Here is a 16,383-nt window from a genome sequence, read left to right on the forward strand (position 1 = left end):
GAAATGTCAGTTTTTGTCAATGAATCTCATCAGAAAAATACAATGTAAAGAATATCGAGGACTGCTAACAGCGACCACAGCAAAATATAGAGCATCAGATGCTCGCGAATATTATTGACCAGATAGTTAACGATACGACGCATGAGAAAACCGGTAAAAAGATGCATGAAAGGCTTCGGAAACCCGAAGCCTGACACCATTATCGGCTAAAGCGAGACAGGGAGAAAGGCGTGAGATCAAACGGCGGCGCGATATTCTGAGAGAATTGCGCGGCAATTTCACCCAGCACGCTGGCAAACTTGAACCCGTGCCCGCTCAGGCCGGTGATCAGCAGCGTATTATCATGACCCGGCAGGGTATCGATGATGAAATCTTCGTCCGGCGTGTTGTCATAGGTACAGGCTGCACCGTGTAACAGGCCGCCGATACCCGGCAGTACATTGCGCAGGAATTTGAATGCTTCAGAGCCATCTCCAGGATACGCGCCAAACGGCTTACGCTCTTCCGGCGAGTTAATCACCTGCCCGCCGTTATGTTTGCCGATCTTCAGGGCATCTTTTTCGGACGGGAAGCCGTAAAACTGGTCGCCGTCAGGCAGTTCGCCGGTAAAGGCAGGGAAGTGATTCTGATGGCTGTAGCGCCCGTCAGCCTGGAACCAGGAGAAAACTTTGCGTACCGGCTGCACCGGCAGGCCGGGAACCAGACGTGAAACCCAGGTGCCGGCGCTTACCAGCAGGCGGCTTGCGCTGTAGGGGCCTTCCGGGGTATCAACGGTGACGCCGTCCTCATGATGGGTAATGGCGCTCACCGGGCAGTTAAACAATTGGGCGCAACCGGCCTCTTTGGCCAGCGCAATCCAGGTTTTAATCGCCAGTTCGCTGCGCAGTACGCCCGACCCGGATTCATACAGGCCGATATAGTCCGCCGGGACGTTGATCTCAGGCCAGCGCTCCATGATCGCTGCCGCGTCCAGTCGTTCAAGTTTGAGGCTGAACTGGCGGGCGCTCTGTTCAACGGTCGCCAGAAATGGCGAGTCGGAGGGCCCAAGATTGACTACCCCCGTGCGTTCAAAGACCGGCTCACCGCTGATTTGCGCCAGTTCATCCCACAGCGCCTGCGCCCGTAACACCAGCGGCACATAGCGTTCACCTTCGCCGTAAGCGTGGCGCATCAGACGGGTATCACCGTGGTGGCTCCCTTCGGTGTGGGGCGGCATATGGGCATCGATCATCAGTACGTTCTGACCGGCTCGCGTTGCGTAATAGCCTGCCGCCGCGCCGACAGATCCGCTGCCAATAATAATAAGATCGTATTTCATGAGGCTCTCTTTACGCGTTTCGTTGGTTAGCAGGGTAATTAAGAAGGCAGGGTTATACAAGGGAGAAATAAACGAGGCACCGTGAGGTGCCTGTTGGGTGAAAAAGTGTCGTGACGCTAGTGTCGCCGGTACTCATTTTCCTGGTAGTCACTGGATTCTATTTTTGCAATACCGGCTTCTAAAATAGAAATAAACTGGCGTGCGACATCTGTGGTTAACCACAACGTCTGCCCAACTTCCGCTTCTTCAGTGTCAGGATGATTTGGAGTCTGGTAGTGCAAACGCAGCATCAGTGCGTCGTAGCTATCTACAGTGCTGATATCCCAGCCTACAAGCGGATGGGTCTGGATGACTTCATTATTCTTTTCCATCATAACCCCCTGAATACGTGTTAAAAAGACAACGACTGTGAGGTTCAATGCGTGTTTTTCTGAAGCAATTTCAGTATATCAATAAATAAGGCTTCTGAAGGGAAAAAGAAACAGGCAGTCCCAAATATTTATGCGTTTTAGGATTGTTTGAACATTAAAACGTCATCTTGCTGATGATTTTTGACGAAGTCAGTCAGATTATTCGTGCTTTCACATAAAAAGAGGAAAAAAAGCCGGGGCGACCCGGCAAAAAAACACAATGAAGGAGAAAATTTAATCGGTAATAAACCAGTCGTCAGCGCTCTCCCAGGTTTCCTGTAAAATTTCGCTGATACGCTCTTTGTCATCTTTTGCGCCACCGATGACCGAGAGATTGTTTGACCCCGCATAACGCACGGTGACGGCACCTTCGCGTTCGGGAAAGGAGTTGTTTATACGGCGGGATAATTCACCCGCCAGTGCATCCAGCGCACCAGCAGGCAAAGGCGTTGTTCTGGCAATGGTCACTTCAATACGCATAATTGCCCCCTGTGTTATATACTGTGTATTTATACAGTTATATTGTTGAACTTACAACAGGGGGCAAACAATTTTTAACGCTTCACCGTCCACTGAACGGTTTCACCCGCGAGGAAGGGGATCAGGGTGTCGTCAGTCAGGGGGATGGATTCCACGACGCTGCTCTCTTCGCGCACCAGCTCAACAACGCCCTCATTCACCGGCAGACCGTAGAAACGCGGCCCGTTCAGGGAGCAGAACGCCTCGAAATGTTGCAGGGCATTCATCTCGTCAAAAACCTGCGCGTAGCTGGCAAGGGCGGTCGGGGCATTAAAGCAGCCTGCACAGCCACAGCTGGCCTCTTTACGATGACGGGCATGGGGCGCGGAGTCGGTGCCGAGGAAGGCGCGCGCAAAGCCGCTGGCAACCAGCTCGCGCAGCGCTTGCTGGTGGACATTGCGTTTGAGGATCGGCAGGCAGTAGAGGTGCGGACGCACGCCACCTACCAGCATATGGTTGCGGTTGAACATCAGGTGCTGCGGGGTGATGGTGGCCGCCAGGAGCTCGTTGCCATCGCGCACGTACTCCGCGGCATCTTTGGTGGTGATGTGTTCAAACACCACTTTCAGACCCGGCAGGCGCTGGCGCAGCGGCTCCATCACGGTTTCGATGAAACGCGCTTCACGGTCGAAAATGTCGACGTCGGCATGAGTCACTTCGCCGTGGACCAGCAGGGGCATCCCCAGTTTTTCCATGCGCTCGAGCACCGGCATAATCGCGTCAATGCTGGTGACACCGTGGCTGGAGTTGGTGGTGGCGTTGGCCGGATAGAGTTTGGCGGCGGTAAAGACCCCTTCGCTAAAGCCGCGCTCAATCTCATTCGCATCGAGCGTGTCGGTCAGATAACAGGTCATCAGCGGGGTAAAATCGTGACCGGCAGGCACGGCATCAAGAATGCGCTGGCGATAGGCGATCGCCGCATCGACCGTGGTGACCGGCGGCACCAGGTTTGGCATGACAATCGCGCGGCCATAAATTTCACTGGTATACGGCACGACGGTTTTCAGCATATCGCCATCGCGAAGATGGATATGCCAGTCGTCTGGGCGGCGGATTTTCAAAACCTGGGATTGTGCAGTCATGGATAGGCTCCGGCTGAGTGAGATGATTTTTGCCGGACACAAAGAATAGGGGGAAACGTTTTCGTTTGCACTCTTTTCTGTAAAAAAAGGCGCCGAAGCGCCTCACGGGTTAATCGACGAAGGGGATGACAATCTCACCCGGCTTCACTTCGATACCTTTTGCATATTTTTTCGCCAGCGCTTCGCCCTTGCTGTTGTCTTCGCTCAGGATATAAGCCGGCTGGTGATTAAAGTAGTTTTGCAGGGACTGATTCAGGTATGGCATCAGCGTCTGCAGAACCGGTTTCATCTTCTCCGGCGAGACCACGGCGTCGGTGATCTCCATCTGTTGCAGGTAGATGGCGCCCTGATCCTTATTGAAGACCGGCAACGCTTTTAACTTCAGCTTAATATTGGCTTTCTGGCTGCCGAACAGCGAATTCATGTCCAGACTGGCGTCGCCGGAGAGCATCACTTTGTTCGGCTCTTCGCGGCCAATCTGGCTGGCAAGATTGCTCAGGACGATATGCGCATCGGCGACGCCGGGCACACCGATATCTTTCGCAAAGTTATTGCGCTTCTGCAGGGCCTGGTTAATCTCCTGTTCACTGACCGTGTACTGGGTGAGCTGATTACAACCAACCAGCAGACCGCTGATGATCAACGCAGTGGCAATAACAATCTTTTTCATGGTTTTCCTCGACATACTGGCGCTTCAATCCTGACGCGCCAGTATGTCAGGGGAGTGTCCCTCAGACCAGCAGAATAAACTGATAACGGCGAAGAACAGGAATAGTGCCTGAGTCCCGGTCAGGCTCCGGGCTCCAGCACGCCGGGTGCAGCGCGCTTGTGGCTGAACTGCCAGCCCAGCGCGAAGAAAGTAGTTACCCCAATCAAAGTCAGCATCACCCACGGCAGTTCAGGCTGGTTAAAGGCTTTCCCGGCATCGAACAGCCAGCCGCCCCCGGCATAGCCCAGCGCGCCACCAATCGCCAGACCGAGACGGCTGAAGCCCATATAGCTGCCCCGCGCGCGCGGATCGGCCAGCTCGGCGCTCAGCGTTTCACGGGCGGGTTCGGCGATGATGGAGCCGATATAGAAGGTACAAATCAGCATAAACAGCTGTTGCAGGGAGCTCACCATCCCAATGGGCAGCATACTCAGGGACATCAGCAGCAGGCCCGCCATCAAGCGATGCTCGAGGCGGAAGCGTTTTTCGCTCCAGCGAGCAATAGGGTAGAGGAGGGTGAGGGAGAGGCAGGCCTCAATGGCGTACATCCACTTCACCGCCGCCGGCGATCCGGCGATATCGTTAACCATGATCGGCAGCATCAGCATCACCTGTACGCCCAACATGTAATAGCCCGCCAGCGTCAGCACGTAGGTAATGAAACGTTTATCGCGCCAGACGCGGTCGAGTCCCTCCCGTACCGGCGCTTTGACGGTGGAGAGCTTCCAGGCGGGCAGCAGCCAGGCGTTAAAGGCCGCACACAGAATAAACAGCACCGCCCCAGTGGCGCAGACCAGCCGAAAATCGTACTGCAACAGCCAGCTTCCCAGCAGCGCACCCACCACCGCGCCCGCGCTGTCCTGCATCATCAGCAGCGAGAAAAAACGCCCGCGATGCCGGGGACGGATCAGCTTCACGACGAGCGCCGTGCGCGGCGGATCGAACAGCGTGCCGCCAAGCCCGGAAACAATACAGGAGACCCATAGCAGCCAGGGTTCATGGGCAATCGCCATCGTGGCAAAACCCGCCGCCCGCAGCAGCATGCCGGTGACAATCATCGGTTTCGCGCCAAAGCGGTCGGCAATCGCGCCGCCAAACACCCCCAGCCCCTGCTGGACAAACTGGCGCAGCCCCAGCGCAATGCCGACCATCAACGCTGCCCAGCCCATCTGATCGACAAAGCGAATAGAGATGAGGGGGAAAACGACAAAAAAGCCTAGTACAACCAGCATGTTATCAACAAGCAGGAAATATTTACCCAGGCTCCGGGCCTGTGAGATATGGGACATTTCCCCTCCAGGGAAATATACCCGTCATACTTCAGGTTGCCGGTGCGTTGGCCTCCTCGCTCACCCCTGTCACTTACCGGAGTAAGCTCCAGGGGATTCGCTGCGTCGCCGCCTTCCTGCAACTCGAATTATTTAGGGTATCAAGATAATGAGCGCGCTAATATTCTGCGGTGTCGGCAGGTTTTTTCCCACTACGCAGGCGACAATATTTTTTTATCAAAAAGGGGTTTTGATTGAGGGTTTTAATCGAAAAATGTGAAAAGTCTTCAAAATGGTATGTCACTGTTTTCCCAGAAGGCAGCGGCGCAGGTATAGTAAAGCTAACGGGTCAAAGTTGTAACATGAAGGAGTAGTATCCATGTTTGGCTATCGCAGTAATGTGCCGAAAGTACGCCTGACGACCGACCGGCTGGTGGTTCGCCTCGTGCATGAGCGTGATGCCTGGCGTCTGGCGGACTACTACGCTGAGAATCGTCAGTTTTTAAAACCCTGGGAACCCGTGCGGGATGAGAGCCACTGCTATCCTTCCGGCTGGCAGGCCCGGCTGAGCATGATCGCCGAGTTTCACAAGCAGGGCTCAGCGTTCTACTTTGCCCTGCTGGACCCCGATGAAAAAGAGATCATTGGCATCGCCAACTTCTCTAACGTGGTGCGGGGCTCGTTTCATGCCTGCTATCTGGGGTACTCCATCGGGCAAAAATGGCAGGGGCAGGGGCTGATGTTTGAAGCGCTGACCTCGGCAATCCGCTATATGCAACGTACCCAGCACATGCACCGCATTATGGCCAACTATATGCCGCACAATCAGCGCAGCGGCGGTCTGCTGGCGCGCCTCGGATTTGAAAAGGAGGGCTACGCCAAAGATTACCTGCTGATTGACGGCGAATGGCGCGATCATGTCCTGACGGCGCTGACAACCAAAGAGTGGAGCGCGGGGCGCTAAGGAACAGAGATGAAATATCAGTTAAGCGCCACTGAAGCGCGCGTCATTGGCTGCCTGCTGGAGAAGCAGGTCACGACGCCGGAGCAGTATCCGCTCTCGGTAAATGCGGTCACCCTGGCCTGCAACCAAAAAACCAACCGTGAACCGGTGATGAACCTTGCCGAACATGAGGTACAGGATCTGCTGGATGCGCTGGTGAAACGCCACTACCTGCGCACCGTCAGCGGCTTTGGCAATCGCGTCACCAAATATGAGCAGCGTTTTTGCAACTCCGAGTTTGGCGCCCTGAAGCTAAACTCCGCCGAAGTGGCGCTGATCGCCACCCTGCTGCTGCGCGGGGCACAGACCCCGGGCGAGCTGCGCACCCGGGCGGCGCGCATGCATGAATTCGCCGATATGCAGGAGGTGGAACAGACCCTCGAAGGCCTGGCGGCAAGAGAGGATGGCCCGTTTGTCCTGCGCCTGGCGCGGGAGCCGGGCAAGCGTGAAAGCCGCTATATGCATCTCTTCAGCGGAGAGGTTGAAACTGCCGCCGCCGCTGAGACAGTGGCTCCCGCCACGGAAGAAACCTTACTGGCCCGCGTTGAAGCGTTGGAAAACGAAGTCGAAGAACTGAAGCAGCGCCTCGATTCGCTGCTGGCACATCTGGGAGATTAACGGTGACAAAATTACGAGTGGGCGTGGTAGGGCTGGGGGGGATCGCCCAGAAAGCCTGGCTGCCGGTGCTGAGCGCCGCGTCAGACTGGACATTGCAGGGGGCCTGGTCACCCTCTCGGGATAAGGCGATCAGGATCTGTGGATCGCTGCGTATGCCTTACTATGAGTCGTTGCAGGAGCTGGCCCGCGCCTGTGATGCAGTCTTTGTCCATACTTCCACCGCCACCCATTACCAGGTGGTTAGCGAGCTACTGCATGCCGGGGTGCATGTCTGTGTTGATAAACCACTGGCGGACAATCTGGCCGACGCCGAGCGCCTGATTGAGCTCGCTGCACAGAAAAAACGCACCCTGATGGTCGGTTTCAACCGTCGCTTTGCGCCGCTCTATCAGCAGCTGAAAAATGGGCTTCAGGAGGCGGCATCCCTGCGGATGGATAAGCATCGCGCCGACAGCGTCGGCCCCAACGATCTGCGTTTTACCCTGCTGGATGATTATCTGCACGTGGTGGACACCGCGCTGTGGCTGGCGGGAGATAATGCGCGTCTCACCGGCGGCACGCTGCAAACCAACGAGCAGGGGGCGATGATCTATGCTGAGCACCATTTCAGCACGGGCAATATGCAGATCACCACCTCCATGCACCGCCGGGCAGGCAGCCAGCGGGAGTGGGTCCAGGCGGTAACGGACGGCGCGCTGCTGGACGTGACCGATATGCGCGAGTGGCGCGAAGAGCGGGGCGCTGGAGTGGTTACGCCGGCTATTCCTGGCTGGCAGAGCATCCTGGAGCAGCGTGGTTTTGCGGGCTGCGCGCGCCACTTTATTGAATGCGTGCAAAATCAGACGGTTCCTGAAACCTCGGGTGAACAGGCGATCCGTGCCCAGCGCATCGTGGAGAAGCTCTGGCGCGATGCCATGAGCGAATAACCCTCTGTAACATCTGCCCATAGCAATTCCTGTTTTTACGAGTAGACTAGGCGCGTTTTGCGTTTTCCAGGCCGGGTAAGCATAGCGATACCCGGCGAAATGACGCCTGCTTTGCAGGCGTTTTGTTTCAGGTAGTGGAAGCTCACGTTAATGAACCTATTAAAATCGCTGGCCGCCGTCAGCTCGATGACCATGTTTTCGCGCGTGCTGGGTTTTGCGCGCGACGCCATTGTGGCGCGGGTCTTTGGCGCAGGGATGGCCACTGACGCCTTTTTTGTCGCGTTCAAACTGCCCAACCTGCTGCGTCGAATTTTTGCCGAAGGCGCCTTTTCCCAGGCGTTCGTGCCTATCCTCGCGGAATATAAAAGTAAGGAGGGTGAAGACGCCACCAGGGTCTTTGTCGCGTATGTGTCGGGGCTGTTGACCCTCGCGCTGGCCATCGTCACCGTGATTGGGATGCTGGCGGCGCCCTGGGTGATCATGGTGACCGCCCCCGGCTTTGCCGATACCGCCGACAAGTTTGCCCTGACTACGCAGCTGCTGCGCATCACCTTTCCTTATATACTGCTGATCTCCCTGGCGTCGCTGGTCGGAGCCATCCTCAACACCTGGAACCGCTTCTCGGTACCGGCCTTTGCGCCGACCTTCCTTAACGTCAGCATGATCGGCTTTGCGCTGTTTGCCGCGCCGCATTTCCATCCGCCAGTACTGGCGCTGGCCTGGGCTGTGACGGTAGGGGGGGTACTCCAGCTGGCGTATCAGCTGCCGCACCTGAAGAAAATCGGCATGCTGGTCCTGCCGCGCATTAACCTGCGCGATGCCGGCGCGATGCGCGTGGTGAAGCAGATGGGGCCGGCGATCCTTGGCGTGTCGGTGAGCCAGATTTCACTCATCATCAACACCATCTTCGCCTCCTTCCTCGTCTCCGGGTCGGTTTCCTGGATGTACTACGCCGATCGCCTGATGGAGTTTCCCTCCGGGGTGCTGGGGGTGGCGCTGGGCACCATTTTACTGCCTTCACTCTCCCGCAGTTTCGCCAGTGGCAACCATGACGAATATTGCCGCCTGATGGACTGGGGGTTACGCCTCTGCTTCCTGCTGGCGCTGCCAAGCGCCGTAGCGCTGGGGATCCTGGCGAAACCGCTCACCGTCTCCCTGTTCCAGTACGGTAAATTTACCGCCTTTGATGCTGCCATGACCCAGCGGGCGCTGATCGCCTATTCCGTGGGACTGATGGGCCTTATCGTGGTGAAAGTGCTGGCCCCGGGCTTCTATTCGCGCCAGGACATCAAAACCCCGGTGAAGATCGCCATTGTGACGCTGATTATGACCCAGGTGATGAACCTCGCATTTATCGGTCCGCTGAAGCATGCCGGTCTGTCGTTATCCATCGGTCTGGCGGCCTGTCTCAACGCCGGGCTGCTCTACTGGCAACTGCGTAAGCAGCAGATCTTTACCCCGCAGCCGGGCTGGTCGCGCTTCCTGCTGCGTCTGGTGATTGCGGTGCTGGTAATGGCGGCCGCGCTGGTGGGGATGCTCTACGTAATGCCGGACTGGTCGCTGGGCACCATGCCATATCGTCTGCTGCGCCTGATGGCGGTCGTGCTGGTGGGGGTAGTGGCCTACTTTGCCACCCTCGCGGTGCTGGGCTTTAAGGTGAAAGAGTTTGCCCGCCGCACGGCGTAATGCAAAAAAAGGGGAGCGCCTGTCGGTGCTCCCCATTCCTGTGGCTATCGCCTGATTAAATCGAAATTTTCTTTCCGCCGCTGCGTGAGCTGGCTGTCTGGCCATCGGCGCCATACAGTCCTGTCTCCTGATGCGGCTTAAGCACGGCAAGCGCCTGCTGGTTACGGAGGATCTGCCCTTCCAGTAACCACCCGTTGTGCTGATTCAGATCGCGCAGATGCTGCGTTTTTTCAGTAATAGTTTGCCAGCGTTCGACGACATCATCATTTGCACTATGGCGCGCGGATTGCTCGCTGCGTCGCTGCTGTTCAAGGTAGTCCAGCGTGGCCAGCAGTGAGCTTTTATCTTCTGTAATGCGCTGCAGCGCGCTGCCATGAACATTTCCGGCAGAGAGCTGCTGCTGTTCGGCGTCCATGACCGTTTTCAGGTCGTTCAACACGACCGTCATTTGATCCATTATTTCCGTCAGACGACTCATACAGTGGTTACTCTAAGAAACTTTGCGCATCCTGGATCAGCGCATCAGCGATTTTACTGGTATCCATTTTCAGCTCGCCATTGCGGATGGCGGTTTTCAGCGCTTCAACACGCTCCATGTTGATATCGTTGCTACCAGGCTGCATCAGTTTCGCCTGGGCATCGCTCAGCGTGACGCTGGTGCTGTTGGCGGTCGCCGATTTTTGCGGGCGAGTCTTTGCAGTGGCAGTGTCATTCATTTCGCGCGGTTGAACTGGGCTAACCGGCTTCAGGGGCGATGTACGATCAATGCTCATTATATTGTCCTCATCGAGGGTTCGCGGCGTTGGCGCCTGACATCATCATTAAGTTACTTCTATATCGGCAGCCGCCGCATAATCTTTAAAAAGATTATAGGTTAATCAGAATATTCCCATCAGAATCCACCGTTCCGCTCACCACCTGGCCCGAAGACATTCTCACCCGGGCGTTTTGCGCAACCGCCGCATTGTTTAGCGCCTGACCTTCACCGTTAACGCTAAAGCCGTCGCCGCTGGCGATAACCATCACCCGCTGCCCCGCTTTGATCCGCCAGGACTGACGCAGCATCGATAGCTGCAAAGGCTGCCCTGGCACCAGATCGCGCAGGCTGACGGCATTCTGCACCTGGTTAATGTCCAGGATGGCCCGGGGCGGAAGCTGATCCAGCCTGCCGCGCTTTAGCGTAACGCTGTCCGGCTGCAGGGCGGCACCCCGGGGGATACTCCGGGACGCGACAACATAATCGCCCGTGGCCTGAACTGCAACCTGTATAAATCGTTTTTCATTGCCACATCGGGCGGTAACGCTGACGTTGCCCCACAGCTTCGTATTGCCGAGAACGCTGAATGCAGGCGTCTCGCACGAAGGACGCATGTTGGCTGGCGTGCGAACCTGCACCGAAACCTCATCGCTGAACCCCGCCAGCCGCTGCGCAAAAAATGTTGTCAGCTGGGCATCAAGATCCTGCGCCTGCGTGAGGGCGCTCCAGAGGAGCAGGGTTGCGGTGAAACCACGTTTGAGTGCCATATCGCCCGTTACCGTCGGTTTAATGATGAGCAGAATTCTACCTGTAGGGGTTTGCCATCAACGCAATAAATAGCGACGCATTTTGTGCTTATTCCGTCGATGAAGTAGACGGGGTGAGATTTAAGCTATCCACTGAAATTTTGCCATCAGCGGAGGAGACATGCTCGATAAACTCGACGCCGCGCTACGTTTTCAGCAGGAAGCGCTCAACTTACGCGCCCAGCGTCAGGAGATTCTGGCCGCCAATATCGCTAACGCCGACACCCCCGGGTTTCAGGCGCGCGATATCGATTTTTCCAGTGAATTAAAGAAAGTGATGGAGCGCGGTCGGGCCGAAAATAGCGGTGTCGCCCTTGCGCTGACGTCTGCACGCCACATTCCCGCACAGACCGTGACCACCCCGAGTATCGATTTACTTTATCGCATTCCCGATCAGCCATCCCTGGACGGTAACACCGTCGATATGGACCGGGAGCGTACGCAGTTCGCCGATAACAGCCTGCAGTACCAGATGGGGCTGACCGTTCTCGGCGGGCAGATTAAAGGCATGATGAATGTTCTGCAGGGAGGCAATGGTTAATGGCCTTACTCAATATCTTTGATATCGCGGGTTCAGCCCTGACCGCGCAATCGCAACGACTGAACGTCGCCGCCAGTAACCTGGCGAACGCCGACAGCGTGGCGGGTCCGGACGGGCAACCTTATCGCGCCAAACAGGTGGTGTTCCAGGTCGATGCGGCACCGGGCGCCGCAACCGGCGGGGTAAAAGTCGCCAGCGTAATTGAGAGCCAGGCACCGGACAAACTGGTCTACGAGCCGGGCAACCCGCTGGCCGACGCCAACGGCTACGTCAAAATGCCGAACGTGGATGTAGTGGGCGAGATGGTGAACACCATGTCAGCGTCCCGCAGCTACCAGGCCAACGTTGAAGTACTGAACACCGTGAAGAGCATGATGCTTAAAACGCTCACTCTGGGCCAGTAAAGGAGAGATCAATGTCCATTGCAGTCAATGTCAATGACAGGTCGAGTGCCACAGGCGTCAGCGGCACCACCGGCAACAGTTCGCTTACCGGCAGCAACGCGTCCGATCTGCAAAGCAGCTTCCTGACGCTGCTGGTCGCACAGCTGAAAAACCAGGATCCAACCAACCCGATGCAGAACAACGAACTGACCACGCAGCTTGCGCAGATCAGTACGGTGAGCGGCATCGAGAAACTGAACACCACGTTGGGTTCTATTTCCGGGCAGCTCGACAGCAGCCAGTCGATGCAGGCCAGCACGCTGATTGGGCATGGCGTGATGATCCCGGGCTCCACCATTCTGGCAGGCAGTAGCAGCACCGACGGCACCAGCACCACCTCCACCACGCCGTTTGGTGTTGAGCTGCAGCAGAGCGCCGATAAAGTGACCGCCACCATCACCGACAGGAACGGTGCGGTGGTTCGTACCATTGATATCGGCGAACTGAAAGCGGGAGTACACACCTTTACCTGGGACGGCACGATGACCGACGGCAGCAGTGCGCCAAATGGTTCCTATAACGTTGCCATCTCCGCCAGCAGCGGCAGTACGCAGCTGGTGGCCCAGCCACTGCAGTTCGCGATGGTGCAGGGTGTGATCCGCAGCAGCAACGGTAACACGCTGGATCTGGGGACTTACGGTACAACTACGCTCGACGAAGTTCGGCAGATTATATAAGCCTTAACCTTTATCAGGAGTAACAAATGGCCTTTTCACAAGCGGTCAGCGGCCTGAATGCTGCAGCCACTAACCTCGACGTCATTGGTAACAACATTGCCAACTCCGCGACCTATGGCTTTAAGTCTGGTAGCGCGTCGTTCGCAGATATGTTCGCCGGTTCCAAAGTCGGTCTGGGCGTAAAAGTCGCCGGGATCACTCAGGACTTCAGCGACGGTACCACCACTAATACCGGTCGTGGTCTGGACGTGGCGATCAGCCAGAACGGTTTCTTCCGTATGCTCGACAGCAACGGTTCCGTCTATTACAGCCGTAACGGCCAGTTCAGCCTGGACGAAAACCGCAACCTGGTAAACATGCAGGGTCTGCAGGTGACCGGCTATCCGGCAGCGGGTAGCCCGCCAACGGTACAGACCGGCGCGAACCCGCAGCCGATCACCATTCCTAACAATCTGATGGCCGCTAAAGCGACCAGCACCGCAGCCCAGCAGATCAACCTGAACTCCACGGACAGCGTGCCTAACATCCCGTTTGACGTGACCAGTGCCAACCCGGATTCAGACAGCTTCAACAAGAAAGGCACCATCACCGTCTATGACAACCAGGGTAACGCCCACAACATGTATGTCTACTACGTGAAAACGGCGGACAACAAGTGGGATCTCTACACCCAGGACGGTAGCGCCGCGAACGGCCAGATCACCAAATCTGCCCAGATGAGCTTCGACCCCAACGGCAACCTGGAAGGGATCTATAACTACAGCCCAGCCGGTGTTTTGAGTGCGACGCCAAACGCCAATCCGGCCATTAACGTGACCACCGATCCGCTGAGCGGCGCGCTGCCGGTGACCTTCTCCCTGAGCTTCCTGAACTCCATGCAGCAGAACACCGGGGCGAACAACATCGTGGCGACCAACCAGAACGGCTACAAGCCGGGCGACCTGGTGAGCTATCAGATCAACGACGACGGTACCGTGGTAGGTAACTACTCCAACGAACAGAACCAGGTGCTGGGTCAGATCGTACTGGCAAACTTCGCCAACAACGAAGGTCTGCAGTCTGAGGGGAACAACGTCTGGTCTGCCACGCAGTCTTCAGGCGTGGCGCTGCTGGGCACCGCCGGTTCCGGTAACTTCGGTACCCTGACCAACGGCGCGCTGGAAGCCTCCAACGTCGACCTGAGTAAAGAGCTGGTCAATATGATCGTCGCGCAGCGTAACTATCAGTCGAACGCGCAGACCATCAAAACCCAGGATCAGATCCTCAACACGCTGGTTAACCTCCGCTAAGTGGCTGACGGGATAGCTTAATGGATCACGCAATATATACCGCGATGGGCGCCGCCAGTCAGACGCTCAATCAGCAGGCCGTCACCGCCAGCAACCTGGCGAACGCTTCGACGCCGGGCTTTCGCGCGCAGCTCAATGCGATGCGCGCCGTCCCGGTGGAAGGGCTCTCCCTGCCGACGCGTACGCTGGTGACCGCCTCCACCCCGGGAGCCGATATGACGCCCGGGCAGATGGATTACACCTCGCGCCCGCTTGATGTGGCGCTGCAGCAGGACGGCTGGCTGGCGGTTCAGACCGCAGACGGCGGCGAAGGCTACACCCGTAACGGGAACATCCAGGTGGACGCGGTCGGGCAACTGACCATCCAGGGACGTCCGGTTATTGGTGAAGGTGGCCCGATCACCGTGCCGGAAGGCTCGGAGATCACCATCGCGGCCGACGGCACCATCTCCGCCCTGAACCCGGGCGATCCGCCAAACACCGTCGCGCCGGTTGGCCGCCTGAAGCTGGTAAAAGCCGAAGGTTTTGAAGTGCAGCGTGGCGACGACGGCATGTTCCGTCTGACCCAGGCGGCGCAGGCTACCCGTGGCGCAACGTTACAGGCTGACCCGACCATTCGCGTCATGTCTGGCGTGCTGGAAGGCAGTAACGTTAAGCCAGTAACCGCGATGACCGACATGATCGCCAGCGCCCGCCGTTTTGAAATGCAGATGAAGGTAATTTCCAGCGTTGATGAAAACGCCAGTCGCGCCAACCAACTGCTGTCAATGAGTTAACAGGACTACTTATGATCAGTTCTTTATGGATCGCGAAAACCGGCCTCGACGCGCAGCAAACCAATATGGATGTCATCGCCAACAACCTGGCGAACGTCAGCACCAATGGGTTTAAGCGTCAGCGTGCGGTTTTCGAAGATTTGCTTTATCAAACCATTCGCCAGCCAGGGGCACAGTCGTCTGAACAGACTACGCTGCCTTCCGGTCTGCAGATTGGTACCGGTGTTCGCCCGGTAGCGACTGAACGTCTGCACAGCCAGGGCAACCTCTCCCAGACCAACAACAGCAAAGACGTGGCGATCAAGGGCCAGGGCTTCTTCCAGGTTCAGCTCCCGGACGGGACCTCTGCCTATACCCGTGACGGTTCGTTCCAGGTGGATCAGAACGGCCAGCTGGTGACCGCGGGCGGTTTCCAGGTGCAGCCGGCGATCACCATTCCGGCGAACGCCCTGAGCATTACCATCGGGCGTGACGGGATCGTGAGCGTGACCCAGCAGGGCCAGGCTGCGCCGGTGCAGGTTGGCCAGCTTAACCTGACCACCTTTATGAACGACACCGGTCTGGAAAGTATCGGTGAAAACCTGTACATCGAAACCCAGTCCTCCGGCGCACCGAACGAGAGCACGCCGGGTCTGAACGGTTCAGGTCTGCTGTATCAGGGGTATGTGGAAACCTCAAACGTCAACGTCGCGGAAGAGCTGGTGAATATGATCCAGGTTCAACGCGCGTACGAAATTAACAGTAAAGCAGTGTCGACGACCGACCAGATGCTGCAGAAACTGACGCAACTCTAAGGTGTAGCCCGGTGCGGTTCACGCCGCACCGGCTCCCTGTTTTCGAAGATGAAGGCAATGCAAAAACACGCGGCGATTCGTTATCCCATAGTGACTCTCCTGGCCGTTACCCTCAGCGGTTGCGCCTGGGTTCCGTCTCAACCTTTGGTGCAGGGTGCGACTTCCGCCCAACCCATTCCTGGCCCGACGCCGGTAGTGAATGGCTCAATTTTCCAGACCGCGCAGCCGATTAACTACGGTTATCAGCCGCTGTTTGAAGACCGTCGCCCACGTAATATCGGCGATACGCTGACCATCCAGCTACAGGAAAACGTCAGCGCCAGTAAGAGCTCGTCGGCGAATGCCAGCCGCGACGGGAAAACCAATTTTGGCTTCGACACTGTGCCACGCTATCTCGAAGGACTCTTCGGTAACGCGCGCGCCGATGCCGAGGCGTCTGGCGGCAACTCCTTTAACGGTAAAGGCGGCGCCAATGCCAGCAACACCTTTAGCGGCACGTTGACGGTAACCGTCGACCAGGTGCTGGCGAACGGCAATTTACATGTAGTGGGTGAAAAACAGATCGCCATCAACCAGGGCACGGAATTCATTCGCTTCTCCGGTGTGGTTAACCCTCGCACCATCAGTGGCTCCAACACCGTACCGTCCACTCAGGTGGCCGATGCGCGCATTGAGTATGTCGGCAACGGCTACATCAATGAGGCGCAGAATATGGGCTGGTTGCAGCGTTTCTTCCTTAACTTATCACCGATGTAATCGAG

21 protein-coding genes are annotated in these 16,383 nt (G+C 57.0%); 11 read left to right on the top strand and 10 right to left on the bottom strand.

Going from position 1 to position 16,383, the window contains the following annotated elements:
- Nucleotides 1–29: 29 nt before the first annotated feature.
- From GNG29_RS08525 to mdtH, 7 genes are all read right to left on the bottom strand, one after another.
- A complete protein-coding gene (locus GNG29_RS08525; RefSeq protein WP_103181065.1) occupies nucleotides 30–143 on the bottom strand; it encodes a YceO family protein in 114 nt (37 codons plus the stop codon).
- Between the two features lie 56 nt (nucleotides 144–199).
- Nucleotides 200–1,318, bottom strand: coding sequence for an N-methyl-L-tryptophan oxidase (solA, locus tag GNG29_RS08530; protein ID WP_156654271.1), 1,119 nt, complete (start codon nucleotides 1,316–1,318; stop codon nucleotides 200–202).
- 116 nt (nucleotides 1,319–1,434) lie between these two features.
- The gene (gene bssS / locus GNG29_RS08535; protein ID WP_103179063.1) at nucleotides 1,435–1,689 is read right to left on the bottom strand and encodes a biofilm formation regulator BssS; all 255 of its coding nucleotides are present in this window, start codon (nucleotides 1,687–1,689) and stop codon (nucleotides 1,435–1,437) included.
- Between the two features lie 273 nt (nucleotides 1,690–1,962).
- On the bottom strand, nucleotides 1,963–2,208 hold the full coding sequence (dinI, locus tag GNG29_RS08540; RefSeq protein WP_103823692.1) for a DNA damage-inducible protein I: 246 nt from the start codon (nucleotides 2,206–2,208) through the stop codon (nucleotides 1,963–1,965).
- A gap of 74 nt (nucleotides 2,209–2,282) precedes the next feature.
- Complete coding sequence (gene pyrC / locus GNG29_RS08545; protein ID WP_156654272.1) at nucleotides 2,283–3,329, bottom strand: dihydroorotase; 1,047 nt, start codon at nucleotides 3,327–3,329, stop codon at nucleotides 2,283–2,285.
- A 109-nt stretch (nucleotides 3,330–3,438) separates the two neighbouring features.
- The gene (locus tag GNG29_RS08550; protein WP_103179066.1) at nucleotides 3,439–3,999 is read right to left on the bottom strand and encodes a lipoprotein; all 561 of its coding nucleotides are present in this window, start codon (nucleotides 3,997–3,999) and stop codon (nucleotides 3,439–3,441) included.
- A 119-nt stretch (nucleotides 4,000–4,118) separates the two neighbouring features.
- Complete coding sequence (mdtH, locus tag GNG29_RS08555; RefSeq protein WP_103179067.1) at nucleotides 4,119–5,327, bottom strand: multidrug efflux MFS transporter MdtH; 1,209 nt, start codon at nucleotides 5,325–5,327, stop codon at nucleotides 4,119–4,121.
- 358 nt (nucleotides 5,328–5,685) lie between these two features.
- Between mdtH and rimJ the strand changes: the two genes are divergently transcribed.
- The 4 genes from rimJ (at nucleotide 5,686) to murJ (ending at nucleotide 9,539) form a co-directional block, all read left to right on the top strand.
- Entirely contained in the window at nucleotides 5,686–6,270 is a 585-nt protein-coding gene (gene rimJ / locus GNG29_RS08560) for a ribosomal protein S5-alanine N-acetyltransferase (RefSeq protein ID WP_103179068.1), read from the top strand.
- A 9-nt stretch (nucleotides 6,271–6,279) separates the two neighbouring features.
- Nucleotides 6,280–6,927 carry a YceH family protein gene (locus GNG29_RS08565; RefSeq protein ID WP_103179069.1) on the top strand — a complete coding sequence of 216 codons (648 nt, stop codon included), beginning with the start codon at nucleotides 6,280–6,282 and terminating at the stop codon, nucleotides 6,925–6,927.
- A gap of 2 nt (nucleotides 6,928–6,929) precedes the next feature.
- Nucleotides 6,930–7,853 (top strand): Gfo/Idh/MocA family protein, encoded by a 924-nt coding sequence (locus GNG29_RS08570; protein WP_156654273.1) that lies wholly within the window; start codon nucleotides 6,930–6,932, stop codon nucleotides 7,851–7,853.
- Between the two features lie 150 nt (nucleotides 7,854–8,003).
- Nucleotides 8,004–9,539: a murein biosynthesis integral membrane protein MurJ gene (gene murJ / locus GNG29_RS08575; RefSeq protein ID WP_103179071.1), complete on the top strand. Its 1,536-nt coding sequence runs from the start codon at nucleotides 8,004–8,006 to the stop codon at nucleotides 9,537–9,539.
- Nucleotides 9,540–9,594: 55 nt separating this feature from the next.
- Here murJ and flgN read toward each other — a convergent pair whose 3' ends face one another.
- The 3 genes from flgN to flgA form a co-directional block, all read right to left on the bottom strand.
- On the bottom strand, nucleotides 9,595–10,017 hold the full coding sequence (gene flgN, locus GNG29_RS08580; RefSeq protein WP_103179072.1) for a flagella biosynthesis chaperone FlgN: 423 nt from the start codon (nucleotides 10,015–10,017) through the stop codon (nucleotides 9,595–9,597).
- A 7-nt stretch (nucleotides 10,018–10,024) separates the two neighbouring features.
- Nucleotides 10,025–10,312 carry a flagellar biosynthesis anti-sigma factor FlgM gene (gene flgM, locus GNG29_RS08585; protein ID WP_103179073.1) on the bottom strand — a complete coding sequence of 96 codons (288 nt, stop codon included), beginning with the start codon at nucleotides 10,310–10,312 and terminating at the stop codon, nucleotides 10,025–10,027.
- Nucleotides 10,313–10,406: 94 nt separating this feature from the next.
- Nucleotides 10,407–11,063: a flagellar basal body P-ring formation chaperone FlgA gene (gene flgA, locus GNG29_RS08590; RefSeq protein ID WP_156654274.1), complete on the bottom strand. Its 657-nt coding sequence runs from the start codon at nucleotides 11,061–11,063 to the stop codon at nucleotides 10,407–10,409.
- A gap of 160 nt (nucleotides 11,064–11,223) precedes the next feature.
- On the opposite strand from flgA, the gene flgB reads away from it, so the two are divergent.
- From flgB to flgH, 7 genes are read left to right on the top strand one after another with little or no spacing between them, the layout of a single operon-like run.
- Nucleotides 11,224–11,643 (top strand): flagellar basal body rod protein FlgB, encoded by a 420-nt coding sequence (gene flgB, locus GNG29_RS08595; RefSeq protein WP_103179075.1) that lies wholly within the window; start codon nucleotides 11,224–11,226, stop codon nucleotides 11,641–11,643.
- Entirely contained in the window at nucleotides 11,643–12,047 is a 405-nt protein-coding gene (gene flgC / locus GNG29_RS08600) for a flagellar basal body rod protein FlgC (RefSeq protein ID WP_103179076.1), read from the top strand. The genes flgB and flgC overlap by 1 nt, the downstream gene beginning before the upstream one ends.
- A gap of 11 nt (nucleotides 12,048–12,058) precedes the next feature.
- Nucleotides 12,059–12,763 carry a flagellar hook assembly protein FlgD gene (gene flgD / locus GNG29_RS08605; protein ID WP_103179077.1) on the top strand — a complete coding sequence of 235 codons (705 nt, stop codon included), beginning with the start codon at nucleotides 12,059–12,061 and terminating at the stop codon, nucleotides 12,761–12,763.
- A 26-nt stretch (nucleotides 12,764–12,789) separates the two neighbouring features.
- Complete coding sequence (gene flgE / locus GNG29_RS08610; protein WP_156654275.1) at nucleotides 12,790–14,052, top strand: flagellar hook protein FlgE; 1,263 nt, start codon at nucleotides 12,790–12,792, stop codon at nucleotides 14,050–14,052.
- Nucleotides 14,053–14,072: 20 nt separating this feature from the next.
- The gene (locus tag GNG29_RS08615; protein ID WP_103179079.1) at nucleotides 14,073–14,828 is read left to right on the top strand and encodes a flagellar basal body rod protein FlgF; all 756 of its coding nucleotides are present in this window, start codon (nucleotides 14,073–14,075) and stop codon (nucleotides 14,826–14,828) included.
- Nucleotides 14,829–14,839: 11 nt separating this feature from the next.
- Nucleotides 14,840–15,622 (top strand): flagellar basal-body rod protein FlgG, encoded by a 783-nt coding sequence (flgG, locus tag GNG29_RS08620; RefSeq protein ID WP_032617536.1) that lies wholly within the window; start codon nucleotides 14,840–14,842, stop codon nucleotides 15,620–15,622.
- A gap of 57 nt (nucleotides 15,623–15,679) precedes the next feature.
- The gene (gene flgH, locus GNG29_RS08625) at nucleotides 15,680–16,378 is read left to right on the top strand and encodes a flagellar basal body L-ring protein FlgH (RefSeq protein WP_039028917.1); all 699 of its coding nucleotides are present in this window, start codon (nucleotides 15,680–15,682) and stop codon (nucleotides 16,376–16,378) included.
- Nucleotides 16,379–16,383 lie beyond the last annotated feature (5 nt).

Origin of the sequence: Leclercia sp. Colony189 (assembly GCF_009740165.1) — a bacterium.
GTDB lineage: Bacteria > Pseudomonadota > Gammaproteobacteria > Enterobacterales > Enterobacteriaceae > Enterobacter.